Source organism: Flavobacterium sp. CBA20B-1, from assembly GCF_028473145.1.
GTDB lineage: Bacteria > Bacteroidota > Bacteroidia > Flavobacteriales > Flavobacteriaceae > Flavobacterium.
The window spans coordinates 2,548,568-2,572,067 of sequence record NZ_CP092370.1 but is presented as its reverse complement, the minus strand read 5'-3'; the positions used below and the strand labels follow the sequence as shown (position 1 = coordinate 2,572,067).

At 34.0% G+C, this 23,500-nt stretch carries 27 protein-coding genes; 8 read left to right on the top strand and 19 right to left on the bottom strand.

What is annotated here, in order from left to right; genetic code table 11:
- Positions 1 to 11 precede the first annotated feature (11 nt).
- Positions 12 to 1,373: an FAD-dependent oxidoreductase gene (locus MG290_RS12575; RefSeq protein WP_264561609.1), complete on the bottom strand. Its 1,362-nt coding sequence runs from the start codon at positions 1,371 to 1,373 to the stop codon at positions 12 to 14.
- Between the two features lie 148 nt (positions 1,374 to 1,521).
- On the opposite strand from MG290_RS12575, the gene MG290_RS12570 reads away from it, so the two are divergent.
- The gene (locus tag MG290_RS12570) at positions 1,522 to 1,680 is read left to right on the top strand and encodes a lmo0937 family membrane protein (protein WP_124899743.1); all 159 of its coding nucleotides are present in this window, start codon (positions 1,522 to 1,524) and stop codon (positions 1,678 to 1,680) included.
- Between the two features lie 40 nt (positions 1,681 to 1,720).
- Here MG290_RS12570 and yajC read toward each other — a convergent pair whose 3' ends face one another.
- The 4 genes from yajC to MG290_RS12550 form a co-directional block, all read right to left on the bottom strand.
- Positions 1,721 to 2,011 carry a preprotein translocase subunit YajC gene (gene yajC / locus MG290_RS12565; protein ID WP_257499620.1) on the bottom strand — a complete coding sequence of 97 codons (291 nt, stop codon included), beginning with the start codon at positions 2,009 to 2,011 and terminating at the stop codon, positions 1,721 to 1,723.
- A 4-nt stretch (positions 2,012 to 2,015) separates the two neighbouring features.
- Positions 2,016 to 2,510: a DUF1573 domain-containing protein gene (locus MG290_RS12560; protein ID WP_264561608.1), complete on the bottom strand. Its 495-nt coding sequence runs from the start codon at positions 2,508 to 2,510 to the stop codon at positions 2,016 to 2,018.
- Between the two features lie 4 nt (positions 2,511 to 2,514).
- Positions 2,515 to 3,459, bottom strand: coding sequence for a transcription antitermination factor NusB (nusB, locus tag MG290_RS12555; RefSeq protein ID WP_257499622.1), 945 nt, complete (start codon positions 3,457 to 3,459; stop codon positions 2,515 to 2,517).
- An 81-nt stretch (positions 3,460 to 3,540) separates the two neighbouring features.
- Positions 3,541 to 4,641, bottom strand: a complete 1,101-nt coding sequence (locus MG290_RS12550) for a Glu/Leu/Phe/Val dehydrogenase dimerization domain-containing protein (RefSeq protein ID WP_257499623.1) — start codon at positions 4,639 to 4,641, stop codon at positions 3,541 to 3,543.
- 162 nt (positions 4,642 to 4,803) lie between these two features.
- Between MG290_RS12550 and MG290_RS12545 the strand changes: the two genes are divergently transcribed.
- The 3 genes from MG290_RS12545 to MG290_RS12535 all read left to right on the top strand — a co-directional run bounded on the left by MG290_RS12545 (position 4,804) and on the right by MG290_RS12535 (position 7,681).
- Complete coding sequence (locus MG290_RS12545; protein WP_264561607.1) at positions 4,804 to 6,561, top strand: ABC transporter ATP-binding protein; 1,758 nt, start codon at positions 4,804 to 4,806, stop codon at positions 6,559 to 6,561.
- 68 nt (positions 6,562 to 6,629) lie between these two features.
- Positions 6,630 to 6,980 carry a PUR family DNA/RNA-binding protein gene (locus tag MG290_RS12540; protein ID WP_257499625.1) on the top strand — a complete coding sequence of 117 codons (351 nt, stop codon included), beginning with the start codon at positions 6,630 to 6,632 and terminating at the stop codon, positions 6,978 to 6,980.
- A 59-nt stretch (positions 6,981 to 7,039) separates the two neighbouring features.
- Complete coding sequence (locus MG290_RS12535; protein WP_264561606.1) at positions 7,040 to 7,681, top strand: hypothetical protein; 642 nt, start codon at positions 7,040 to 7,042, stop codon at positions 7,679 to 7,681.
- A 28-nt stretch (positions 7,682 to 7,709) separates the two neighbouring features.
- Here MG290_RS12535 and MG290_RS12530 read toward each other — a convergent pair whose 3' ends face one another.
- Together MG290_RS12530 and MG290_RS12525 are read right to left on the bottom strand one after the other, a co-directional pair.
- Positions 7,710 to 8,219 (bottom strand): gamma carbonic anhydrase family protein, encoded by a 510-nt coding sequence (locus MG290_RS12530; RefSeq protein ID WP_264561605.1) that lies wholly within the window; start codon positions 8,217 to 8,219, stop codon positions 7,710 to 7,712.
- Positions 8,220 to 8,266: 47 nt separating this feature from the next.
- A complete protein-coding gene (locus MG290_RS12525; RefSeq protein ID WP_264561604.1) occupies positions 8,267 to 9,298 on the bottom strand; it encodes a PorP/SprF family type IX secretion system membrane protein in 1,032 nt (343 codons plus the stop codon).
- A gap of 184 nt (positions 9,299 to 9,482) precedes the next feature.
- Here MG290_RS12525 and MG290_RS12520 point away from each other — a divergent pair, with 184 nt between their 5' ends.
- From MG290_RS12520 to MG290_RS12510, 3 genes are read left to right on the top strand one after another with little or no spacing between them, the layout of a single operon-like run.
- A complete protein-coding gene (locus tag MG290_RS12520; protein WP_264561603.1) occupies positions 9,483 to 10,385 on the top strand; it encodes a NifU family protein in 903 nt (300 codons plus the stop codon).
- Between the two features lie 53 nt (positions 10,386 to 10,438).
- Positions 10,439 to 12,424 carry a thioredoxin domain-containing protein gene (locus MG290_RS12515; RefSeq protein WP_264561602.1) on the top strand — a complete coding sequence of 662 codons (1,986 nt, stop codon included), beginning with the start codon at positions 10,439 to 10,441 and terminating at the stop codon, positions 12,422 to 12,424.
- Positions 12,425 to 12,429: 5 nt separating this feature from the next.
- Positions 12,430 to 13,086, top strand: coding sequence for a hypothetical protein (locus tag MG290_RS12510; protein ID WP_264561601.1), 657 nt, complete (start codon positions 12,430 to 12,432; stop codon positions 13,084 to 13,086).
- Positions 13,087 to 13,235: 149 nt separating this feature from the next.
- Here the strand turns inward: MG290_RS12510 and tsaB are convergent, their stop codons facing one another.
- From tsaB to MG290_RS12485, 5 genes are read right to left on the bottom strand one after another with little or no spacing between them, the layout of a single operon-like run.
- Positions 13,236 to 13,901: a tRNA (adenosine(37)-N6)-threonylcarbamoyltransferase complex dimerization subunit type 1 TsaB gene (gene tsaB, locus MG290_RS12505; protein ID WP_264561600.1), complete on the bottom strand. Its 666-nt coding sequence runs from the start codon at positions 13,899 to 13,901 to the stop codon at positions 13,236 to 13,238.
- Entirely contained in the window at positions 13,901 to 14,137 is a 237-nt protein-coding gene (locus tag MG290_RS12500; RefSeq protein ID WP_264561599.1) for a hypothetical protein, read from the bottom strand. Before MG290_RS12500 ends, tsaB begins: the two co-directional genes overlap by 1 nt.
- Complete coding sequence (locus MG290_RS12495) at positions 14,127 to 14,669, bottom strand: DUF420 domain-containing protein (protein WP_264561598.1); 543 nt, start codon at positions 14,667 to 14,669, stop codon at positions 14,127 to 14,129. The genes MG290_RS12500 and MG290_RS12495 overlap by 11 nt, the downstream gene beginning before the upstream one ends.
- Positions 14,669 to 15,337, bottom strand: coding sequence for an SCO family protein (locus tag MG290_RS12490; protein WP_264561597.1), 669 nt, complete (start codon positions 15,335 to 15,337; stop codon positions 14,669 to 14,671). The genes MG290_RS12495 and MG290_RS12490 overlap by 1 nt, the downstream gene beginning before the upstream one ends.
- 2 nt (positions 15,338 to 15,339) lie before the next feature.
- Positions 15,340 to 16,002 (bottom strand): hypothetical protein, encoded by a 663-nt coding sequence (locus tag MG290_RS12485; RefSeq protein WP_264561596.1) that lies wholly within the window; start codon positions 16,000 to 16,002, stop codon positions 15,340 to 15,342.
- A 1-nt stretch (position 16,003) separates the two neighbouring features.
- On the opposite strand from MG290_RS12485, the gene MG290_RS12480 reads away from it, so the two are divergent.
- A complete protein-coding gene (locus MG290_RS12480) occupies positions 16,004 to 16,222 on the top strand; it encodes a hypothetical protein (protein ID WP_264561595.1) in 219 nt (72 codons plus the stop codon).
- Between the two features lie 388 nt (positions 16,223 to 16,610).
- On the opposite strand, the gene MG290_RS12475 is transcribed toward MG290_RS12480, so the two are convergent.
- The 7 genes from MG290_RS12475 to MG290_RS12445 form a co-directional block, all read right to left on the bottom strand.
- Positions 16,611 to 17,174, bottom strand: a complete 564-nt coding sequence (locus MG290_RS12475; protein ID WP_264561594.1) for a hypothetical protein — start codon at positions 17,172 to 17,174, stop codon at positions 16,611 to 16,613.
- A 95-nt stretch (positions 17,175 to 17,269) separates the two neighbouring features.
- Entirely contained in the window at positions 17,270 to 18,775 is a 1,506-nt protein-coding gene (locus tag MG290_RS12470; RefSeq protein WP_264561593.1) for an RHS repeat-associated core domain-containing protein, read from the bottom strand.
- Positions 18,776 to 18,919: 144 nt separating this feature from the next.
- Positions 18,920 to 19,480 carry a hypothetical protein gene (locus MG290_RS12465; protein WP_264561592.1) on the bottom strand — a complete coding sequence of 187 codons (561 nt, stop codon included), beginning with the start codon at positions 19,478 to 19,480 and terminating at the stop codon, positions 18,920 to 18,922.
- Between the two features lies 1 nt (position 19,481).
- Positions 19,482 to 21,155: an RHS repeat domain-containing protein gene (locus tag MG290_RS14880; protein ID WP_413614610.1), complete on the bottom strand. Its 1,674-nt coding sequence runs from the start codon at positions 21,153 to 21,155 to the stop codon at positions 19,482 to 19,484.
- A gap of 187 nt (positions 21,156 to 21,342) precedes the next feature.
- Complete coding sequence (locus tag MG290_RS12455; protein ID WP_264561591.1) at positions 21,343 to 21,942, bottom strand: hypothetical protein; 600 nt, start codon at positions 21,940 to 21,942, stop codon at positions 21,343 to 21,345.
- A 300-nt stretch (positions 21,943 to 22,242) separates the two neighbouring features.
- A complete protein-coding gene (locus MG290_RS12450; RefSeq protein ID WP_264561590.1) occupies positions 22,243 to 22,833 on the bottom strand; it encodes a hypothetical protein in 591 nt (196 codons plus the stop codon).
- Positions 22,834 to 23,131: 298 nt separating this feature from the next.
- The gene (locus MG290_RS12445; RefSeq protein ID WP_257499642.1) at positions 23,132 to 23,479 is read right to left on the bottom strand and encodes a cytochrome C oxidase subunit IV family protein; all 348 of its coding nucleotides are present in this window, start codon (positions 23,477 to 23,479) and stop codon (positions 23,132 to 23,134) included.
- Positions 23,480 to 23,500 lie beyond the last annotated feature (21 nt).

The window sequence follows — 23,500 nt, the reverse complement described above, 5'->3', positions numbered from 1 at the left end:
ACAAAAGCAGACTAATTGTCTGCTTTTTTTGTATTTAATAAACCTAAGATAAAATTTTCTACTTCTTTGGTTTGCCAATCGCTGTGAATGTTTGGCAATTTCATTACTTGATCCATTACATTTTTCTGAAAATCGCCAATTGCTAGTGCATCTTCATACGGATTTAAACTAAATGTAACCCGGTCATACAGCGGCAACCACTTTTCTGGATGCAATTTAGTGAACCATGCTTCTATTTTCTTTTGTAATAAAAAATCGGCATCGGCTGTTTTGGTGCTCATTTCAATAAAATTTCTATAAGAAAGCTCTGCAATGGCATCGGCATTTGGCTTTCGCTTTTCCTGATATTTCTCAAAAACAGTTTGGATGTCATTTGGAAATTCGTCTAGCAACTCGCTCAAAGCTGTAATATCTTCAAAACCGGCATTCATCCCTTGTCCATAAAAAGGAACAATAGCATGTGCCGAATCGCCAATTAAAGCTACTTTATCTTTATATGTCCACGGATAGCAATGCATGGTCACCAATGAAGAAGTTGGGTTTGTGAAATAATCTTTCTTTAAATCGATAATTAAATCTTTTGTATCAGAGAAATATTCGTTAAAGAAAGCAGTTAGTTTGTCTTCCGTATTAATTTCTTCAAACGAATTTACTCCTTCAAAAGGCATAAATAAGGTGCAGGTGAACGAGCCATCATCGTTTGAAAGTGCTATAAGCATAAATTCACCGCGTGGCCAAATGTGAAACGAATTCGGATCGATCTTATGCGAACCGTCTGCATTGGCAGGAATGGTCAATTCTTTATAGCCGATATTTAAAAAATACTGTGAATAGTTGAACCTGTTTTGGCGCTGCATGCGGTGACGAATGCGAGAAAAAGCACCATCGGCACCATATACTTGATCAAACTGCTGTTCTTCAAAAGGGCCGTGTTCGTTTTCACCTATATATAAGGTTGCTGTTTCTAAATTTACATCCCAAATTTTTTGATTGAATTCAAAATGCACGCCGGCTTTCTCTGCTAAATCGATCATCATTCGGTTTAAACCGCCGCGCGAAATAGAATAGATGGCTTCGCCGTTGATGCCATAGGGCTGGAAAGACAAAGAACCGTCTTTTAAATGAATGGCTCTTTTATCCATTGCAATGGCAATTTTTCTAATTTCGTCGCCGATACCCACTTTATCCAAAGCATTCCAACCGCGTGTTGACATTGCAAGATTTATAGAACGACCTGAAAATTTTATTTTTCGAATATCTTCACTACGGTCAAAAACCGTTACATTGTAGTTTTTCTTTTTAAGATAAATGCCTAAAAGTGTTCCCACCAAACCGGCACCCGCAATAGCGATATCTTTTTTTTCTGTAAGCATAAGAGCTTTTTGTTTACTTAAAAATATGTGCGATAAAAGTACTAAAATGTATTGTAGCAGCCAAAGTTTAAAAAAAATAAAAAGTTAAATTGCATAGCGCCGATTTTTTTACTAATTTTAATATACTAATTTTAAAAAATAGTATGCTATGAGAGATTTAATTTGGCTTATTGCCGTAGTACTAATTATTTTATGGGCTGTGGGATATTTTGGTTTCGCAGATGCCGTAGGAAGTTTTATACACGTTTTATTGGTGTTGGCAGTTATTGCCATTTTATACCGACTAATTACTGGAAACAGACCTTAACTAATGCAAAAAACTCCTAAATTTCTTTAGGAGTTTTTTTTTAGTTTTTTTCAACTACTGGGGAAGCATTTACTTTTCTGCTTAATTCTAACGAGATGGCTGCTTTTTCCATTTTCACTTTTCCTGCCATTGTTTCTACAATCATTGTTGTTTCTGCAAGTTCGGAAATTCTGCCGTGAATACCAGCTTTCGTTACAATCTTATCGCCTACTTTTAAGTTGCTTTCAAATTCTTTTTCTTTTTTTACTCTTTGTTGTTGTGGGCGTATCATTAAAAAATACATAGCCGCCATAATTAAAACAAAAGGTAAAAACTGTTGTACTTGATCCATTTTATTATTCTGTTACGTTTGCTTTAACCGTTAATATTTCGCTTCCCGCTTCGGTATTGGTTGTTAAAGTAACGGTCTTACTTTGTGCACCAAGGCTGTTTGCAGAAAATACTACTTTCATTTTTGCCGATTTACCAGGTTTGATTGGTTCGTTTGGTTTTTCAGGAACGGTACATCCGCAAGATGCTTTTGCATCGATGATTACTAAATCCACAGTTCCTTCGTTCTTAATTTCGAACTCCACTTCACCTTTTGAACCTTTTTTCAATTCGCCGAAATCATGGGTAGTTTCGTTGAATGCGATTTTAGGAAAACCTGTTTGGGTGCTGGTAGAAGTTGTGGTTTCTGCTGCACCGTTTGCATCGGTTTCGGAAGTTGTTGTAGTTTCGATGGTGGTGGTTGACGCAGTGTTACCTATACGAGATGAAGCGTCTTCTTTTTTGTTGCAAGCTGTTAAACTTAAAGCGGCTAAACCCGCCACAAACATTAATTTTCTCATAATTTTATTCAATTAATCCTCTTCCTATTTTGTTTAATTTATTTGCTTCGCGGTATTCTTTGACTAAAGCGTCTAAAATTCCGTTGATAAAAATACTACTTTTTGGTGTGGAATATTCTTTTGCAAGTTCTAAATATTCGTTAATTGTTACTTTTACGGGTATCGATGGAAATTTTTGTAATTCGCAAACACCTAAATTCAAGATAATGCTATCAATTTCTGCAATACGATCCAAATCCCAATTGCGGGTTTTGTCTTCGTATTCCTTCACAAAAACATCGGCATTTAAAGCTGTTTTTCTAAACAATTGTTTGGCAAAATCTTTGTCTTCGTCGTCTTTAAAAACTTTGTTTAATTTAAAGTAGCTGCTTTCGTTTTTCAATCCTTCCAATTGTTTCAAAATCGCTGTGTTTACAACCGGAATATCATCGATCCAAGATATTTTATAATCTTCTAAAAATTCGTAAATTTTCTCGTTTGGTGCAATAAAATCGGTAAAAAGTTTAATTACGAACTCTTTGTCTTCTGCAAATGTATTCACCCCGTTGCGCATATAATTTTTATACAAATCGCTGGTTTTTATTTCTTGCAAAAGCGCTTTAATATAGTGATCGTTTACCTGAAACTGATTCACGTGCAACTCTTCTGTCCAGTTTTTTAAGGTTTCGGATTGCAATAAAATTTGCAGAACTGCGTTGTTTACAAACTTTTTATTCGGATTTTTTTCTTGTGGTGTAGCTAAGTGTTTTTGTGCCGATACTTCTAAAAAGGTAGCTTCTACTTTTTGAAGTTCTACTAATGAAGAAAGCATTAATAGATACAATTCACGGATGTTTTCTAAACTACTGAAAAGATATTTTTCATATACATCTAATTGATCGGATTGGTTTTGGGTCATTGCATATATTGCCTGCAATACTTTTGAACGGATATGACGACGGTTTACCATGCTACTAAGAACTTATTTTTATAAAGAAAGCGAAAACCTGATTGATTTTCGCTTTGCAAAATTAAAACAATATTTTAAATTTTATTTATTTTCTTGTTTTTTCTTTTCAATACGCTGTTCTGCCATTTTCATAGCTGCTTGGTTGGGTCTGATACCTTGTTCTTTTGCGTAGTTTAAAATATCTAATGTGGTGTTATAAATATTTTCTGTTCTGCGGATTGCTTCGTCTGAACCGTATTTAGCAATTTCACCAAACACATTAATGATACCACCAGCGTTGATTAAGAAATCGGGCGCATAAACAATACCTTTTTCTTGCAACATTTTTCCGTGGATGCTTTCGTCTGCCAATTGATTGTTTGCTGCACCGGCAATAACTTGTGCTTTTAATTTTGCAATAGAATCGGTATTTACAGTAGCTCCTAAAGCACATGGTGCATAAATATCTACATCTAATGAATATAAATCATCGCCCATATAGATTGCTGTGTTGTATTTTTGAGCTACTTCTTCTACGCGCTCTTTGCTAATATCTGTAATTGTTACCAATGCTCCTGCGTTTACTAAGTGCTTCACCAAAGTTTCGCCAACATTACCAATTCCTTGTACTAAAACTCTTTTTCCGCTTAAATCGTCAGAGCCGTATTTGAACTTTGTAGCTGCTTTTAATCCCATGTAAACACCATATGCTGTAACAGGTGATGGGTTTCCAGATCCACCTAAACTTTCAGAAATTCCTGTAACGTGTGGGGTGATTGAGTGAATTAAATCCATATCGGGAGTGGTGGTACCCACATCTTCTGCAGTGATATATCGTCCGCTTAGAGAATCTACATATTTTGCAAATGCTTTGATTAATTCCGGGCTTTTATCTTTTTTAGAATCACCAATAATTACTGCTTTACCGCCTCCTAAATCTAAACCTGAAATAGCAGATTTATAAGTCATTCCGCGCGATAAACGCAAAACATCGTTCAATGCTTCCCACTCTGAAGTATAATTCCACATACGAGTACCGCCCAATGCAGGACCTAATACTGTATTATGAATACCAATAATTGCTTTTAATCCAGTATCTTTGTCGTGGCAAAAAACAACTTGTTCGTGATGATCAAATGAAATTTGTCCAAAAACCGGATCAATTTTTTTTAACTCTTCTGGAGTATATGTGTTTGTTGTCATAATTTTACTTAATTTGATAGTATCAAATATAAAACAATTATTTTTTATTATTATTTTATGTTTACATTATTATTAAATTGACAAATATATAATACATAGCACAAAAAAGCTATAACAAAAAACATTGGTTTATTAATTATTAGCAGAAATGCCGCATAAGTTATGAAAGAACTTCAAAAGCTTAATAAATACTTTATAAAATACAAATATCGCTTCTTAATTGGAATTGTTATTACAATTGCCTCGCAGATATTTACCGTTTTCACGCCGCAATATATTGGAGATGCAATTACGGTTTTAGAACATTTCTTAAAAAACGAACTAACCGCCGAAGCCACTAAAAAAGCATTATGGCACAATATGCTGCTTATTATCGGCACCACATTAACCGCAGGTTTTTTAACTTTTTTAATGCGACAAACCATTATTGTGATGTCGCGAAATATTGAATTTGATCTAAAAAATGAAATTTACGACCACTATCAAAAATTAAGTTTAGATTTTTACAAACGCCAGCGCACCGGTGATTTAATGAGCCGTATTTCGGAAGATGTTGCAAAGGTGCGGCAGTATGTGGGCCCGGCAGTGATGTATTCAATCAACACTGTTTTTAGAATGGCGGTTGTTATTGTGCAGATGTATATCATCTCGCCCACTCTTACTTGGTATTCCTTAATTCCCGTGCCTTTTTTGGCAATTTTAATGTATAAATTAAGTACCGAAATCAACCGTCGCAGTTTTGCTTATCAGCAAAATCTTTCGAAACTATCCTCTTTTTCACAGGAGATTTTTTCAGGCATCCGCGTTATTAAAGCATACACCTTAGAAAATCGCGAAAATACTGCTTACGACCTTGCCACAACCGAAAGCAAATCCAAATTTATGCGGTTAACCTATGCCAACGCATTAATTGGCCCTTTAATGATTTTGTTGATTGGCATAAGCAACTTATTAATTGTTTTTATTGGCGCACGCATGTATATTAATGGTGTAATTACCGAAATTGGTATCATTGCACAGTTTATTTTATATATAAATATGCTCACATGGCCCATTGCATCTTTGGGCTGGGTTTCGTCTATGATTCAAGAGGCCGATTCTTCCCAAAAGCGCATTAATGAATTTTTAAACGAAGAACCATCAATTCAATCAAACACCACAGAACAGCATCTTTTGCAAGGAAAAATTGAATTCCACAAGGTGCACTTTACTTATGAAGACACTAATATTCAAGCACTAAACAATATTTCTTTTACAATTGAAAAAGGCGAAACCGTGGCATTTCTAGGGAAAACCGGCTCTGGAAAATCGACCATTTTACAGTTGATTTCCCGTTTGTATGATGTTTCATCAGGCTCTATCGCTATTGATGGAATCGATATTAAAAATTGGAATGTAGAAAACCTTCGCGACCAGATTGCGGTGGTGCCCCAAGATGCTTTTTTGTTCTCGGATACCATCAAAACCAACATTCAATTCGGTAAAGAAAACGCAACACAAGAAGAAATTGAACATTATGCAAAAATAGCCGATGTGCATAAAAACATTATTCGATTTGAAAACGGCTATGAAACCATTTTGGGAGAACGCGGCATTACCCTATCAGGCGGACAAAAACAACGGGTTTCCATTGCACGTGCGCTGATAAAAGATGCTCCTGTTTTGTTGTTAGACGATTGCTTGTCTGCTGTTGATACCGAAACCGAAGAACGCATTTTAAACAACTTAAAAGATATTTCGGCAAAAAAAACAACTTTAATTGTAACCCACCGAGTTTCATCGGCAAAAAATGCAGATAAAATCATCATCTTAAACGAGGGCGAAATATTAGAGCAAGGCACTCATTTTCAACTATTAAAACAAAACGGCTATTACGCAGATTTGTATAATAAACAATTAGCAGAAAAAGATGTACTTTAAATTTTGTTTTATAAGATTTTTTTTAGACTTTTGAAGAGATGTAAAAACTTTAACAGAACGAAAGGACTATGAGAGACAATGAAATGCTAGAAAAAGAAGAAATCTTTTCAAAAGTATTAAGAGCAGGTAGAAGAACTTACTTTTTTGATGTGCGATCTACCAAAGCAGATGATTACTATGTAACCATTACAGAGAGTAAAAAGTTCACAGAAGAAGATGGATCATTCCACTTCAAGAAACACAAAATTTACTTGTATAAAGAAGATTTCACCTCTTTTAAAGAAATCTTAAATGAAATGACCGATTATGTGCTAGAACAAAAAGGCGAAGAAGTTATTTCTGAAAGACATCAAAAAGATTTCAAAAGAGAATTGGCTGATGCAAAAAGTTTTACAAATGTAGAATTCGATGATTTTTAAAAAAATGATACTACGATACTAAATACCGGCAAATTGTCCGGTATTTTTTTTAAAAGCCTATGAAACAACTTTACACCTTTGTGTTTCTTTTGATTGCGGTAAACGTAGCTGCTCAAAAAAATTATGAAACCGAACAAATCATTTGGAACGGAAAAACGTATCCGTACCGTTACCATCACATGGAACAATATTTTAGATATTATCCAAGTAAACGTCCCGTTCCTAATAAAGACACCACCATTATCAACCGTAAGTACTTGGCTGTTTTTGAAGTGAAAGAAAATAAATTTTACTTAAACAATATGTACATTCACGGCAAAAATCAAAAGGTGAAAGATTTGTCTGTTTTACAAGAATTAAACACTACAAACGAACCCATGTTTCTAAGCTGGGTGAATGGCTTGTTTGATATTGGCATGGGTACAGAAAGATTCAGTGCAAACGATTCTTTAATACCTATATATGACCAATATATTGTATTTGAAGTAAAAAAAGGCATCATTGGAAGAACCGAAACATTTACCCATAATCAGTTAAAGCTTTTTAAAGACTATCAATACCGCCGTTTTAAAGAAACCCTAGATTACCAAAAATTAATGAGAAGATTGCTTTATAATGGAATGTCCGAAGGCGAAGCTTCCTTACATATCTATCAGTTTATTCTATTTTACAGCAAATCGAATTTTTTAAGGAGAACATAAAAAAACAAGCCATATAAGCTTGTTTTTTTTATTGCCAACTACTGTACAACACGTAATTATTACTTATTCGTTCAATCTCGCCAGCAAAGGCAGATGCTTCTAATTCTTTCACACGTTTAGCGGGAATTCCTGCATAAATACCATTTGGCAACAATTCCATATTTTGAGTTACCACTGCACCAGCAGCTACAATAACGTTGCTGTGCACCACACTATTATCCATGATTATTGCTCCCATACCCACTAATACATTATCGTGAATCGTACAACCGTGCACAACGGCGTTGTGACCAATTGAAACATTATTTCCTATAATTGTGGGGTGCTTTTGATAGGTACAATGTATTACTGCATTGTCTTGTACATTCACTTTGTTACCCATTTTTATAAAATGTACATCACCACGAACCACTGCATTATACCAAACACTGCAGTTTTCGCCCATTTGTACATCGCCAATAATGGTAGCATTTTCAGCAATGAAACAATTATCTGGAAATTGAGGTGCTTTTCCGTTTATAGATTTAATTAAAGCCATAGTATAAAATGAAAAATCCCGATAAATATCGGGATTTTCTGTTAATATTAAAAGTTCACTGACGGACAGTTACATTTGTAATTACTTTCTCTACACAAGAAGTTGAAACCAAGTGTTAACTGGTGAAAACCTCCATTGGCAAACTGCACTTCGCCAAATTGGTGCGAATAAGTATAGCCCACCATAATGTTTTTGAATTTAACACCTAATATTGGTGAAACAGAATGATAGTTTTGTTTTTTAACTTCACCATTTATATCTTTCATGTATTCAGCTCCTTCAAACATGGTTCTGTAAGAAATACCTGCGAAAAATTGTCCGTTAGAAAATTCCTTATACATTTTAAGGTTAAGGTCTAACATTTTCTCTTCTGTAGCTTCAGCGTATTGGAATAAAACCGATGGTTCCCATGAGAAACCTTGATCGCGATAAGATCTGTATCCTCGGTTTTTAGAAAACACATAACCTGCAGAAACAATGTATCGGCGAATGTTATCGTTTTCAACCATCGAATAAATTTCACGATCGGTAGTGATTACGTTTTTAACCGTACCGTGTGCATAAAAGTCTAAAAAGTGGTAGGAAGCACCAATATCTACATTAAAATAATTGTATCTTAATTCCTCTCCAGTAACTGAAGGATCAAAAATATTGCCCCATTCACTTTGGTCTAATTGCGAATTAACCATACCGGCACTAATACCAAAAGATAGTTTATTCAAATCATAATCGCTTCGTGAAAAAGTGATATGGTGTGCATAAGTTACTTTTGCTCCTGCTTGTTTATGGTATCCATTTCTATCGTTAAAAGCGATGAAACCAATTCCTGATCGTTCCGAAATAGCGGTATTAACACTTGCTGTTTGCAAAGCGGGTGCATCTTTTTCACCGAACCATTGCTGGCGTGCCGTTAAACGAACTTTTGCACAATTTGCTATACCCGCCATTGAAGGGTGGATAAGATAATAGTTATCTGTTAAATAATCTTGATACACAGGAATTCCTTCTTGCGCATTACTTATTTGTGACACAAATAATGAAGATATAACAACTAATAAAGATTTAGTAAATATATTCATAAATTCTTTTTTTCTCTTTAGAAATGGTTAACAAATATATAAAAAACTATAATACAATATATACTATGGTTTTAAAATATATCTAAAAATGTTACGAATTCAAATATGTTAATTTTACGTTTAAATTCCAAATATAAATATTCAATTGATATTTCTTTGTTAATTTTGAAAAAAATCTTAAAAAATGTTTAAAATAAATATAAAGGACACTCAAAACCCCGCTATAATTAAATTTGAATTCCCAGATTTTATAAGCTATGGAAGCAATTTTGAGTTTAAAAACATCGATGAAACGGCAAATTCGCCTTTGGCACGTCAACTTTTTTATCTTCCTTTTGTAAAAACGGTTTACATTTCAGGAAATTTTGTTGCTGTAGAGCGTTTTTCGATTGTAGAATGGAGTGATGTGCAAGACGAAGTTAAAAAGCAAATTGAAGATTTCGTTACCAATGGCGGCAAAGTGCTGATAGAAACAGAAGCAACTTCTTCTAAAAAAATTCCTGTAACAGTGTATGGAGAAACCACACCAAACCCGGGCGTACTAAAATTTGTATCAAACAAACTACTCACCAAAACAGCGGTGGAATTTAAGAATATCGATGACGCTAAACCATCACCCTTAGCAATAGAGTTGTTTAAATTGCCTTATGTAAAAGAAGTTTTTATTGATGAAAATTACGTTTCGGTAACAAAGTTTGACGCCTATCAATGGGATGAAATTACATTAGAAGTGCGTTCATTTATTAAACAATTCATTGAAAACGGCGGAACGGTTATCGATGACAGTTTAATTTCGCAAACAAAAGAACACGAACAACAACAAGAAGACTATTTTGAAAATTTAGATGTAACCTCTCAACAAATCATCAATATTTTAGAAGAATATGTAAAACCAGCTGTGCAATCAGACGGTGGTAATATCACCTTTGAAAGCTATGACGACACCAGCAAACTTGTTACTGTAACGCTAAAAGGTGCATGTAGCGGATGCCCGTCATCAACTTTTACCTTAAAAAATGGTATCGAAAATATGCTGCGACAAATGCTTCAAAACAATGATATTGTGGTGGAAGCATTAAACGGTTAATTGATAAGGCTGAGTTTTCTCAGCCTTTTTTATTTATTCTAAAAAATACAATTATGCAAAATCAACTTAAAAACGCACATTCCCCCTATTTGCTGCAACATGCCCAAAATCCTGTTTTTTGGCAAATGTGGAATACCCAAAACAGAAATTTTGCTAAAGAAACCAATAAATTGCTCATCATTAGTATTGGATATGCCGCTTGCCATTGGTGCCACGTGATGGAAAAAGAGTGTTTTGAAGACAATGAAGTTGCACATGTGATGAATGCTTCTTTCACCAGTTTTAAGATTGACCGCGAAGAATTACCGGCGATAGATGCATATTATATGCAGGCTTTGCAGCTAATGACCAAGCAAGGTGGCTGGCCGCTAAACATTGTAGCTTTGCCAAATGGTTTGCCTGTGTGGGGCGCCACTTATGTACCTAAAGAGCAATGGATAGATGTTTTAGAACAATTAGCCGAACTTTTTACAAATAACCCTGAAAAAATGTATGAATATGCAGAAAAACTTCAGAATGGTATTTCGCTTGCTAATAATATGTTAGAAATTTATCCGAAACAATCAACAGAATTTGACTTTAGTCCTCTTTTGTTGAACTGGAAAAAAAGTTTCGATGATGAGTTTGGTGGTTATCAACGGGCACCGAAATTCATGATGCCTACTAATTTGAATTTTCTTTATCAATATGGAATTGCAACAAACGATGATTCGTTAACCCAGCATGTAGAGCTCACACTTTCTAAAATGGCTTATGGTGGTTTGTTTGACGTGCTTGAAGGTGGCTTTTCGCGCTATAGTGTTGATCACAAATGGCACATTCCCCACTTTGAAAAAATGTTGTATGACAATGCCCAACTGCTCACAACCTATTCCAAAGCGTATCTTCGCACAAATTATATATTGTATAAAAATGTTGTAGAAAAAACAGTTGCATTCGTTACAAAAAATTGGCAAGATGCATCGGGTGGATTTTATGCCGCATACGATGCCGATAGTTTTAATACCGAAAATAAATTGCAAGAAGGTGCTTACTATTTTTGGCAAAAAAACGAGCTTCAGGATTTAATTGACCCAAGTGAATGGAATTTGTTTGAAGAGGTTTTTTCGATTAATGCCGATGGATTTTGGGAAGAAGCACAGGCGTATGTTTTATTTCAAAAAGAAGATTTAGCCGTAATTGCCAAAAAATATCAATTAAACCTCAACCAGCTTGAACAACTAAAGAGGATTTGGGAGCAACTTTTGTTGAAAAACCGAGAAAAAAGAACAAAGCCATTGCTTGATGACAAAATCATCACCTCGTGGAACGCACAACTTTTAACCGGTTTATTAATGGCAGAAAAAATCATTCCCTCACAAGAAATCAACCAAAGTATAGCATCTTTGACTCATTTTCTGCAAACAAAAGCCTTTCAAAACAATCAATTAGGAAGAGTTTTTAAAAACAATGAACTGTATATCGATGGCACATTAGAAGATTATGCGTTTACCATTGAAGCGTTTATCCAACTTTTCAATAAAACACAGCAGCAGCAGCATCTGCAGTTTGCTCAAGAACTTACCTTTTATGCTTTAGATGTATTTTTTGATGAAAAACAAGGCTTTTTTAAAGCATCGAAAGATAATTCACTTGGTACGGTTTTTGAGATAGAAGACAATGTGATACCATCAGGCAATGCAATCATGGCTCGAAATTTATTTTATTTGGGATTGCTTTTTAAAAACGAATATTTCACAAAAGTTTCCAATGAAATGATTGAAAGGGTGCTTGCACAAATCAATTACGCCAGTGCTTATTCGGAATGGTTAACAAACTATTTATTAGTTACCAATCATTTTGAGTACATCATTTTGAAAGATGTTTCACAAGAAGAATTCCGTGCTATTTATGAAGCAAATAAGCATCAAATAATACTGAATAATTCATTAAATATTCCTATTTTAGACGGCTATAAAAATCAAACCAAAAAATTTCAAGTTTGCACATTACATAGTTGCCAAATAGAAACAAACGATTTTACTAAAATTTTTAATTAAACCTCATGAAAAAAACAATCTTTATACTTTCTTTCGGATTATTTACACTTGCTACAAATGCGCAAGTTACTGTTCAAACTGGCGGAAATAACTTAACCTTTAGAAGAAGTGCAGATTTTAACGACGCTGCTGTTGCAGGATCAAAATACATTCAAAAATCTTTTGAAAGTGCAAAAGTGAATAACGGCACTCAAAATTTCCCAATTAGATATAACGCTTATGCAGATGTGATGGAATACAAAGACGGAAGCGATGTTTTAGAGTTAATTAAAGAAAAAAACACGCATTTTGTATTTGAAGACGGAAGTGTTTATGAATTGCTACAATATACCGATGACAAGAATTCGTACAGCAGATACCATAAAATTTTAATGGATCAAAACAATGTGAAGGTTTCTAAATTTCAAAGTGTTAAATTGAATCCTGCAACAAAAGCTAGTAATAGTTATGAAAGTGATTCACAAGCTTTTTACAAACAAAACAATGATGTGTACTACATTACCTATAACAATCAAACGTTTGAATTTGATGGAAAACAGAAAACCTTAGATAAAAATATTGAAGGGAAATCGGCAGAAATTAAAAAATTCTTTAAAGAAAATAAAATTAAGGAAAACGACGCCGATATGATTAAGCTAGGACATTTCTTAGCTAATCTTTAAAACAACGAAGACTCCTTTTTGGGAGTCTTTTCTTTTTCTAGTGGTTAACCAAAAAAAGCGTTAGGTTACAAAAATTTCTGCTTTTAAAAACCCTGCCAAAAAGTTCTAAACTTTGGCAGAGTTCGTATTCAAAGAAAACATCTAATTTGTTATTTTTTGGTGGTAAGCATAAAATCTTTAAGGTAATAAGGTTCAAAATAAGCCACATCTACAAAATCATTCTGCTGAAACTTTTCATAACTTAATGGGCTCATTTCTTTTGCTGAAGGATAAATAACATCTTCATGGAAAACAAATGTATCACTGGTTAAAACAGTTTTACATTTCAATGCGCCATCGCCCACAAAATGCATATTTCCGCTTTTATCTGCAAAAGCAGTTTCATCAATAATTAAAGCTTCGGCAGGGGTGATAGCTTTGTGGTGTTCATCAAATTGTTGGGTGAAAACTTCCATTCTTCGGGCATCAATCATTGGAATTATCAAACCGTTTGCAACAGAAATTTGTGCTGCCAAAACTGCCAATGTATCCACAGCAATTAAGGGAATATCCAAGGCATAACACAAACCTTTTGCAGCAGAAACACCAATTCGCAAACCAGTATATGAACCCGGACCTTTACTAACTGCTACTGCATGCAATTGCGACAAATCAAGAGAAGCTTGGTTTATAACATCTTTAATAAACACATGCAATTTTTCGGCATGATTAAATTGCTCCTCGGAAAGTTCTTTAAAAGCGATGGTTGTTCCATTGGCACCCAAACTTACAGAGCAATTCTTTGTAGCTGTTTCGATATTTAAAATATAAACCATTATGCTTTGTTTTTCTTTTTTCCTTTCATGATTCGATAAATCACAATGCCACCAACCAATAAAAGCAGATAAGGAAATGCCATTAAATATACAATTCCATCGTTTACAGCTTCTGCTTTCATCCCGGTTTCTTCGGTTTCCAACGCTGCTCTGCACATGGCACACTGAGCGAATCCATCCATAGAGAATAGAAAATAGAAAATAGAAAACAGAAAATATTCTTTTTTACTGAACATAATACGGAGCAATCATTAAATATACAATTACGCCGGTAACAGCCACATACAACCACATGGGATAGGTGATGCGTGCCAATTTTTTGTGCCGCTGATATGCACCTGCAATACCACGCACAAAAGTTACCAACACAAATGGAATAATGATGATGGATAAAAGAATGTGAGTAATTAAAATAAAAAAGTAAAGGTATCTTAATGCACCTTCCCCGCCAAATTTAGTTTCTACAGATGTCATGTGATATGCCACATACATTGCCAAAAAAGCAACCGAACAGCCAATGCATATTTTTATTAAACGTTCATGCAAAGATTGATTTCCTTTTTTAATAGCACGCACAGCATAAACGAGCAACACAGCTGTAATCCCGTTTATAGTTGCATAAATTGGTGGTAAAAAAGTGAGTGGTTTCACGTTGTAACCCAAATCGTGTAGGTTTACACTGAATAAAACAGCTACAACAACCGGAATGGCAATAGACAAGATCCAAATCCAAATGCTGTATTTTTTTTCAATTTGTGCGCTTTCCATTATTCTTTAATTAATTGTTGAATATCTTCTTTAAGCATTTTTAAGCCTTCTTCGTTGGTTCCATCATAATACGGAAAATCACCGTTTATACTGATATCCCTTGAACGAATCATTCCGTTTTTGTCAATCAAAGCAAACAAGCCTGAATGTTCAAAACCGCCTGGAGCATCGCTATTTCTGCCAACATATAAATTAAATTTACGCGACAAGGCAAAAATATCGTCTTCTTTTCCTGTTAAAAAATGCCAGTTTTTCATTGTAGCACCTAAAAACTGCGCGTGTTCTTTCAAATTTTCGGGCGTATCTGTTTCCGGGTCAATAGTTATTGATACAATTCCAAAGCGCTCTTCTTTCTGAAATTCGTTTTGCAACTTCACCATATTTTCATTCATTATGGGACAAATAGTGGGACAGGTAGAAAAGAAAAATTCCACCAAATAAACCTTTCCATCATAATCTTTGTTGGTAATGGTTTCCTTGTTTTGATTGGTGAATGAAAAAGCAGGTGCTTTGCCCACTTCTAGCAAATCATTTCGGTTTGCCACATTTAAACGGTCGCTTTCTACAACCGATGCGTCTTTAAAGCGGTTTACGATTTTTGGCACAAAGTAAATACCAAAAACTAAAACCACCAGTGAAATCCAAATGTATGCATAGTTTTTTTTCATGATTAATTGGTTACGTTATCAATTCTATTATTTTTCTTTAAGGCTAAGCGGTATTCAGCTAAAATCACCTTTACATCGTCTGCCATTTCATTGTGCAAGTCGGCTGCCGAAATGGTGTTGTATCCTTCGCGATACTCTTCTTCACCTTTTTTGTTTTTGCCTTTTCGTCCGCGTAAGTTCAATTCTTTATCGATAATATAAACGTTCGAGGTTCCGTATTTATCATCTAAACCACCCACCAAACCCAATTGTTTGTGGTATTGCTCGATTTCGTTGGCATCTGCCATCACATAGTACCAATTTTTTAGATCAATGTTTACGCCTAATTGCTGGTTCAACTTGTTAATGCCTTCCTCAGTGCCTTTTGGAGCAATCATAACCACCTGAAAATCTACAAAATCTTTATTGCGGTCATAAATTTTATGGGCTAAATTGGTGATATTGCCTTCCACATATTTTATATCGGTTCCGGGAAAACCCAAAATGGTGATTTTATTTTTTAGTTGCACAGGATTTTCCGAAAGAGGTTGCCAGTTTGAAGGAAGTTCTGCAATTTTTTCGGTGACAACAGGTAGTTTTATAAAAGAATTTACACCCGATGCAAAAAACAAATATGCAACAATGGGTACTATAAAAAGTGCTACCAAGAGCAGTAATTTTTTCATGGTGAAAATTTTTACAAAAATAAAAAAAGACGGTGTAATTACCGCCTTTTTAACGCTTATTTATAGTTTAAAAACCAACAAATGTTCGCAAAAACCTATTTTGATGATAGATATTTTAAATTTTGATAAGAAACAACTGGTAGTGGGGGTTTTGCTTTTACCACAAACTTTTATAACAAAACAGCCTCAATACGTGTGTAAAGAGGCTGTTGGTTTTTAATGTTGCTCAAAATCGTGAGACTTTGCGCAGCGGGTTTTTATAGGCACGGATTGCAAATCCGCGCGATCGGGGATTACAAATCCGAGCGATTGGGGTCAGGCTAAAACGGACTGCCCCTTAATTCTTAACTAATAAATCATTAAAAAATGGTTTAACCCTAAAATGAATATTTTATAAACAATACGGTGTATCATTTTAAACTTAAACAAACGCTTTCTAATGCGTTGCAACTATAAAACAAACTATTTTATGTGCAACAGCAGTAAAGTGTTTTATACTAAAACAGCCTCAATACGTGTGTAAAGAGGCTGTTGGTTTTAAAAGCACGGATTGCAAATCCGCGCCATCGGGTTATTGCACGGGCAAGATGCCCGCGCCAGCGTGTGGCTTATTTATTACTAAATATTTCCATATAACCTGAAGAATTATCACCTATTTTATATTCATCTAAATCAAAAATAAAAAAAATATCTTCTCCTGAATATCCATAAACCACTTCAACAGATTCACCGGTACTAATGCCTTTACTAAAACTAATTTGCTTTTTGTATAGTTCTTCACCTTTTATAAAAAAAAAATTTTTTTTATAATCTCCTAACAATGCTAATTTTAAATCAAAAGTATTTTTATTAAAATTTCTGAAATAATAAATTTCATTTTTCAGTAAATCAAGATAAATAACTTTTTCTGATCCATTTGAATCTCTAAATTCCTTTATTATATATTCTGAATAAATATAGTACTTTTGATAAACTTCATATAATTCATGACCAGTCCCTTTGACGGGATTATGTCTATAATTAAGTTCAGAATACCAATAATCATCCTTTTTTTCAAAAACCCGCTTTGTTTTTTTTCCATCCAATATTGCATTAATAATAATGTTATTACTATTTAAAGTAATTGGTTCAACCCAAGCAGTTTTGTCTAAAATTATTTTAGGTTTTGACATTTGCATACTTTTATACTCAAATGTCTTTAAATCATTTAGCTGATTAGCACAACTAAATAAAAATAATATAAAAAAATAACGAAGCATATATTTTATCATCTTATAAAATTATTTTGACTACCTAAATTAAATCCTTTTTTCACAGCTCGATAACTATTCTTAAAAGTTCTATTCGTATCACTCCTACTGTAACTTGGACTTTTATCATTTTTATTCATAGACAAGTTAAAAACAGTTCTCGATTGTTGACCCCGTGCGGACACTGTAAAACTATTCATTGTCTCACTATCTTTAGGATTTAAACTTTTCAACATATTCTCACCTCCATTAAATCTATACCCGCCGATCAATAAATGCTGAGAAGTTATTACCCTAGCATCTAACTGCTTGGACATACTTTGAGTTAGTTCAGCTCCTTCATCCCCTCTGCCAGTATTACATGCTAAAACAACTAAATTTTTTCCACTTAACTTATCACCTAAGGCACTTAAAGTTGAAGAACTATTCTTATTATTTACTTTAGTACTGCCAATACTAAAAGAACCAGAATTTCCGTGAGAAGTCAAGGCAAATGTTCCAACATCAGAACCATCTGTTTTTAATTGTGATAGTCCTTTAGAGAAACCTGAAATATCATCAACCAACATAATAGGTGTACCTGATTGTTTAGCATTATTATAATCCATAGAAAATGCAGAATCAGAGTTATAGTTACTTGGGATTACAGCCATTGTTCCTATATCACTCCCCGGTTTATAATTTACGAATGAGTAACCATCTCTATTTTTCGGGCCACCTTCTCCGTATACAGCACTCATACCAGTTGGGTCAATTAAATTTATTGGATTGTTATGTACGTAATGATATGGTGTCCAACCTACAAAGTCTTCCGCCAGCGGATCCACACTTACAAATATACTAATTCTTGGGTCATAATAACGTGCGCCGTAATAATACATTTGTGTGGCATCGTCTAATTCTTTTCCGTTGAACTTAAACTTGTTGTCGTAGCCCACACCAGACGGGTGGTTGGCACTTTGGTTATGCTCCACAATCATCTCCCCAAACGGCAGTGTTTCGTAGTAATGGCTCGGGCGTCCAAAGTTGTCTGTTAGGTATGTACTACTGCCTAAATGGTCGGTATGGTACCACCAAATTGGCTTGCGTTCTTCTTCGCGGTATGGTCCATCTTCGCCAGGTAAATCATCGTTACTTTCCGGATGGGGTGTTGGCAAATCCAAATCAGGGAAAAACTCTGGCGTATCTGGCCTTACAGTTTCTTTTGGTGAACAATTGAAATTTGTAAGCACATAATCTAATACCGCACAGGCATTGTTTGGCTCAAACGTTAGGTTTACCCGTATGTAGTTTAACGCTTGTTGAAAACAGTCTAACTCATTATTAGAACCATCGTCTTCCAAACAACCACAATCTATCATTATTTGCTCGCAACCGTCCATCCAAACACCGGTTTGAGCATAATATTCATAACATTCGCTTGCTTGTGGATTTGCGCAATCTTCGGCACAAATCTGCATTTCTTCTTCTTCGTCTCTAATACAGCCGCATTCTTTACCAGCCTGGCGTTTTGCTTTTACCACAAACTTTTAAAACAAAACAGCCTCAATACATGTGTAATGAGGCTGTTGGTTTTTATAGGCACGGATTACAAATCCGCGCCATCGGGTTACACCCGAGGCTTTAGCCGAACGGAACGAAGTTAAATCCGCGCGATCGGGTTAAACTTATCTATTCTTTTTAAACCTTTTTAAAATATCTAATCGGTTTTCTATATCTGAAGGAGATTTACTAATAAAAAATAATAGACTATTAAATTGAATAAACTCTCGGCTAAACTCAACATTAACATTTTCACCTTTTACAGAAATCTCATAATGAATATTTGGTTGATTATTAAAATATTTATAAACACCCATTCTACTATATTTTTCACTTCTTATGTAATCACTTTGAGATATTGTAATTATAGGTTTAATCTTTTCATAAATAAATAAATCAGGGATATATTTATCTAATGAATCTTTCATTACATTTACATTATACCATTTACTATTATTCAAATCATGTAAAATATAATCTGTTTTATCAATATGCAAAATAAATTCTTCAAATTTATTTATACTAAAAGAAATATTTATTGAATCTAATTCTTTTGGTAAATTCGAAACAGAATCATTCACTGTAAGATTATGAGTAACAATAATATCATCTTTATTAATCTGTAATTCTTTATTACAATTACAGAAAATACTAAAAAAAAATAATATAGGGAATATTCTTTTCATATTAAAAAAGTTTAAATACACTATTATAGAGAGGAATAGGTTTTGGTCTTTTTCCTTCATTTACCTCTTGGTTTTTATATATATTGTATTGGCGCCAATTAAATTCTTTGTACTTTTGAGTAGTTGAGTTCCATAATTTACCAGAATTCATCACATACCAATATGACATTCTATGACTTTTACTGCCATCACCTAATTTGTACTGCATATGAGTTATATATTCATGAATTATAACAGATGATTGAATATTTTCTACTGTACTTTCATAACTATATTCTCCTGATCCATATATTTTTCCAATATTACCGTTCAATGTATATTCTGTCATCCAACCAAAATCTGAACTAGCTTGATACTGAATCCCACCTATTATATTATTCATTTTAAATTCCGTTCCGAAAAATGAATTCCCATCTTGAGCGGAAACAATATGATTCCAAATTTTAGACTTTGCTTTTCCAGAAATTTCAGATGAAACATTATCTAATAAAAAAACATCATTTACAGTTTCATCATGATTCATAAACTCTTCTGCTGTCATATTTTCAAAGAAGCTTTTGTCTTTATCTCCATTGTAAATAATTATATCTCCTGTAAAACCTTCTTTAGTATTCCCTAAATGATTTCCTTCTACATCATATACTGGTTCTGCAGTCATCCCCGTAGGATCTGTAAACATAATAGGATTATTGGTTACATACTGATAAGGCGTCATGGTTTGCTCCGCCAGTGGGTCTACAGATACAAATATACTAATTCTTGGGTCGTAATAACGTGCCCCGTAATAATACATTTGTGTGGCGTCGTCTAACTCTTTACCATTAAATTTCCATTTGTTGTCGTAACCCACACCAGACGGGTGGTTGGCACTTTGGTTGTGTTCTACCATCATCTCCCCAAACGGTAATGTTTCGTAATAATGACTTGGGCGTCCAAAGTTGTCTGTCAGGTATGTACTGCTGCCTAAATGGTCGGTATGGTACCACCAAATTGGTTTGCGTAATTCTTCATCATAATCTTCTCCAGGATCCTCGGTGTTTCCGCCGCCATCAACCCAATCGTCGTCTTCATCCTCTGGTGTGATAGGTTCGTCAATTGGTTCTGATGGTAAAGGTACACATTTATAGGTTTCTTCCACATAATTTAACACCTCACAGGCATTGCTTAAATCAGGTAGCAGGTGGTTGTCTATATAAATCATTGCCAATACAGGACAGAGATCAATTTCACCGATGATAGGTTGTTCCTCGCAACCGCATTGTTCAAAAACTATATTACAATTTGAAGGCCATTCCCCATCGCCATGTATAAAACGTTCCCAACAGCCATAACTATCAATTATATCGTTTCTTTCTATGCATACATTGATACACTGATACCATTCAAAAAATGCCGATCCTTCCCCATTTTGAATCTGCACAGCCAATTGTGCTACCAAAATATTCAAGTCGGTTAAACAGTCTGCCTGCTGCTGTTGCCCGGGTGTTAATGTTGGATCTGTTGGATCTACAGGAACATTGCCCGGATTGTTTTCATCAATCGGTGTACACACATATTGGTTTACCGCAATTAATGCTTCACAGCTTGTAGCCGAATTATTGATGATTTCGTTGATTGCATCGATACAATGGGTTACTGATGCGGTGGGAGTTTGTACTTTACCAACATAAAACACAATAACTTACTGCGTCCTTATAAAAGTCGAAACTATTAAATGTGCAACAGCAGTAAGTGTTTTATAACAAAACAGCCTCAATACGTGTGTAAAGAGGCTGTTGTGTTTTTAAAAGCACGGATTGCAAATCCGCGCCATCGGGGTAGTGTCTTAGGTTTTTAACACAAAATCTTTGCGCAGCGGGTGGTTATCTAATCTCAGAAATATCCTGATATTCATCATTAAAATCAATATATATTTTTCTTATCTCCATCCCCTTTTCCAAAAACATCATTTCATTTATTACTCCCCTTATCCCACTGTTTTTATGGAGGCGTATCTGAAGTTTGTTGTCATGAAAAATAAGAGTATCCAACTTTAGTTTATTTAGATTACTAAAATCAACATTTATGCTATTGTTATAAACTAACATTGGGTATGATTCGGCATCATTATATATGGCATCAACTACTCCCTCATATTTTATTTCTACGATTAAACTATCTTTATCGACTGTTTTAACTTTAAAAGTAAAAAAATTAGATTTATTATATAGTGTATCTCCTTGCTTATTAAAGACTATTTCCTGATTCAAATACACTTGGTTATTTATAAGTTTAAATTCACTAATAGCAACAAGATTTTTTTGCAAATCAAAAGATTTCCAATATCCAACTGGTAGGGTATCTAACATGTACCCTTCGGATATTAAAGAGTCTTCTGTATATTTTTTTTGTACAAATCTTAATTTGTCGTTTTTACATCCAAATATTAGGAATAAGGACGTAAAAACTAATATAGTTGCCATTTTTTTCATCTCTTTCTTTTTTCACCCGATGTCGCGGATTTGTAATCCGTGACTTTATCTATAAAATTTTACTGTTGTTGTTATAAAATATGCACTATTAAGGTCTGTTAATTTATACTTTGTTGACACACCTCACTTTTATTTAGTTAACACTCGGATTTGCAACTTTAAATCTGCGCGTGCGCTTTTTTTTAGTTACCACCACACGAAAGATTCGTGCGGTAGCGAGGGCTGTTGGTTTTTATAGGCACGGATTGCAAATCCGCGCCATCGGGTCTGTACCACCTACATTACCGTAAATTAAAGATTGTATAGATAAAATAATACTTCTAAACCATCCTCTTCTTCCTGTATTTTTTGTTTAAGTAATTGGTAAAGTTGTTTATTTGACAATGACAACACATCTCTTTCAATTATAGTATTAATTTCATTAAGTGCATAATTTCCTCCTTTAAAATAATAATCTAAAGCTATTTTATAAAAATTTTCTTCTATTGTTAACTTTTTCCCTTCATATTTATCATAAACATTCTTTAATCCAAAATCTGCTCTGTTTGAATATCCTTTGATTTCTACAAGACTTCTAAATAATTCAATCGCAAATGAATCTTGCTCTTTTAATGTTTTAATGACTAATAGAGCATCGTTATGTTTATCTATTCGACATAAAAATTTTATTTTTTCTATTTTATAAAAATCATCTTCACTAATATTTATCAATTTATCTATATAAAACAAAACGGAATCGCGCTTTATTTGAGAATCAGTTTGTAAATTCCAACTTTCATAACTCATGATATATTTATCTTGTACCTTCGATAAATCTTCATTTTGTTTATTGCAATTAGTAGCAAGCAATAGAAAACTGATCAAAAAAAATATCTTTGTCATTTCAGTATTTAATTGATTTTTGAAATTAACTTTTTAGCAATGCTAATTGGAGCTACGGATAGCAAATCCTCACCATCATAGTCCATATGTTCGTACTGGTAACATAATTCCGTTTGCACAGTCTTCCGCAAAAAATCCACACTTACAAATATACTACTTCTTGGGTTACTTCGACTGCGCTCAGCATAAACTCCATAACGTGCGCCGTAATAATACATTTGGGTGGCGTCATTATAACTCCAATAAAAAAGCGGTTTCAAATTACTGAAACCGCTTTTTTATCTTTTAATTTTATAGATTAAAACATCCATCTCATGGAAGAAGTTTTAAAAACATCGTGGATATAATCGCCTTCTATCAATAGCAAACATGCCAAATAAGCAATTAAGAAAACCATTGGTGCAACGATTGACCAGCGGAATGATGATTTTTCACCTTCTAAGTGCATGAACGCCCACATGATATAGTACGCTTTTACAATGGTTAAAATGATGAAAATCCAGTTTAAGTAGCTTAAATTTAATAAACTGTTGTGAAATAATGCATCGGGTTTATAAATACCCAAAACAACTTCTACTATTGTAAGGATTGATAAGTAAATGAATACTTGCCAAATTCTTTTTGTATTTGATGCGTGTGCTCCCATTTTTTTATTTTTTTTAGATGA

Excerpts from the sequence above, each read along its gene's own strand:
- MG290_RS12485 (WP_264561596.1), bottom strand. The coding sequence starts at position 16,002 with ATGAAAAAATTACTGCTCTTGGTAGCACTTTTTATAGTACCCATTGTT.
- MG290_RS12510 (WP_264561601.1), top strand. The coding sequence starts at position 12,430 with ATGAAAAAAACAATCTTTATACTTTCTTTCGGATTATTTACACTTGCT.
- MG290_RS12520 (WP_264561603.1), top strand. The coding sequence starts at position 9,483 with ATGTTTAAAATAAATATAAAGGACACTCAAAACCCCGCTATAATTAAA.
- MG290_RS12495 (WP_264561598.1), bottom strand. The coding sequence starts at position 14,669 with ATGGAAAGCGCACAAATTGAAAAAAAATACAGCATTTGGATTTGGATC.
- MG290_RS12540 (WP_257499625.1), top strand. The coding sequence starts at position 6,630 with ATGAGAGACAATGAAATGCTAGAAAAAGAAGAAATCTTTTCAAAAGTA.
- MG290_RS12465 (WP_264561592.1), bottom strand. The coding sequence starts at position 19,480 with ATGAAAAGAATATTCCCTATATTATTTTTTTTTAGTATTTTCTGTAAT.
- MG290_RS12545 (WP_264561607.1), top strand. The coding sequence starts at position 4,804 with ATGAAAGAACTTCAAAAGCTTAATAAATACTTTATAAAATACAAATAT.
- MG290_RS12450 (WP_264561590.1), bottom strand. The coding sequence starts at position 22,833 with ATGACAAAGATATTTTTTTTGATCAGTTTTCTATTGCTTGCTACTAAT.
- MG290_RS12490 (WP_264561597.1), bottom strand. The coding sequence starts at position 15,337 with ATGAAAAAAAACTATGCATACATTTGGATTTCACTGGTGGTTTTAGTT.
- MG290_RS12550 (WP_257499623.1), bottom strand. The coding sequence starts at position 4,641 with ATGACAACAAACACATATACTCCAGAAGAGTTAAAAAAAATTGATCCG.
- nusB (WP_257499622.1), bottom strand. The coding sequence starts at position 3,459 with ATGGTAAACCGTCGTCATATCCGTTCAAAAGTATTGCAGGCAATATAT.
- MG290_RS12500 (WP_264561599.1), bottom strand. The coding sequence starts at position 14,137 with ATGTTCAGTAAAAAAGAATATTTTCTGTTTTCTATTTTCTATTTTCTA.
- MG290_RS12575 (WP_264561609.1), bottom strand. The coding sequence starts at position 1,373 with ATGCTTACAGAAAAAAAAGATATCGCTATTGCGGGTGCCGGTTTGGTG.
- MG290_RS12570 (WP_124899743.1), top strand. The coding sequence starts at position 1,522 with ATGAGAGATTTAATTTGGCTTATTGCCGTAGTACTAATTATTTTATGG.
- MG290_RS12455 (WP_264561591.1), bottom strand. The coding sequence starts at position 21,942 with ATGGCAACTATATTAGTTTTTACGTCCTTATTCCTAATATTTGGATGT.
- MG290_RS12475 (WP_264561594.1), bottom strand. The coding sequence starts at position 17,174 with ATGTCAAAACCTAAAATAATTTTAGACAAAACTGCTTGGGTTGAACCA.
- MG290_RS12515 (WP_264561602.1), top strand. The coding sequence starts at position 10,439 with ATGCAAAATCAACTTAAAAACGCACATTCCCCCTATTTGCTGCAACAT.
- MG290_RS12530 (WP_264561605.1), bottom strand. The coding sequence starts at position 8,219 with ATGGCTTTAATTAAATCTATAAACGGAAAAGCACCTCAATTTCCAGAT.
- MG290_RS12445 (WP_257499642.1), bottom strand. The coding sequence starts at position 23,479 with ATGGGAGCACACGCATCAAATACAAAAAGAATTTGGCAAGTATTCATT.
- yajC (WP_257499620.1), bottom strand. The coding sequence starts at position 2,011 with ATGGATCAAGTACAACAGTTTTTACCTTTTGTTTTAATTATGGCGGCT.
- MG290_RS12560 (WP_264561608.1), bottom strand. The coding sequence starts at position 2,510 with ATGAGAAAATTAATGTTTGTGGCGGGTTTAGCCGCTTTAAGTTTAACA.
- tsaB (WP_264561600.1), bottom strand. The coding sequence starts at position 13,901 with ATGGTTTATATTTTAAATATCGAAACAGCTACAAAGAATTGCTCTGTA.
- MG290_RS12525 (WP_264561604.1), bottom strand. The coding sequence starts at position 9,298 with ATGAATATATTTACTAAATCTTTATTAGTTGTTATATCTTCATTATTT.
- MG290_RS12535 (WP_264561606.1), top strand. The coding sequence starts at position 7,040 with ATGAAACAACTTTACACCTTTGTGTTTCTTTTGATTGCGGTAAACGTA.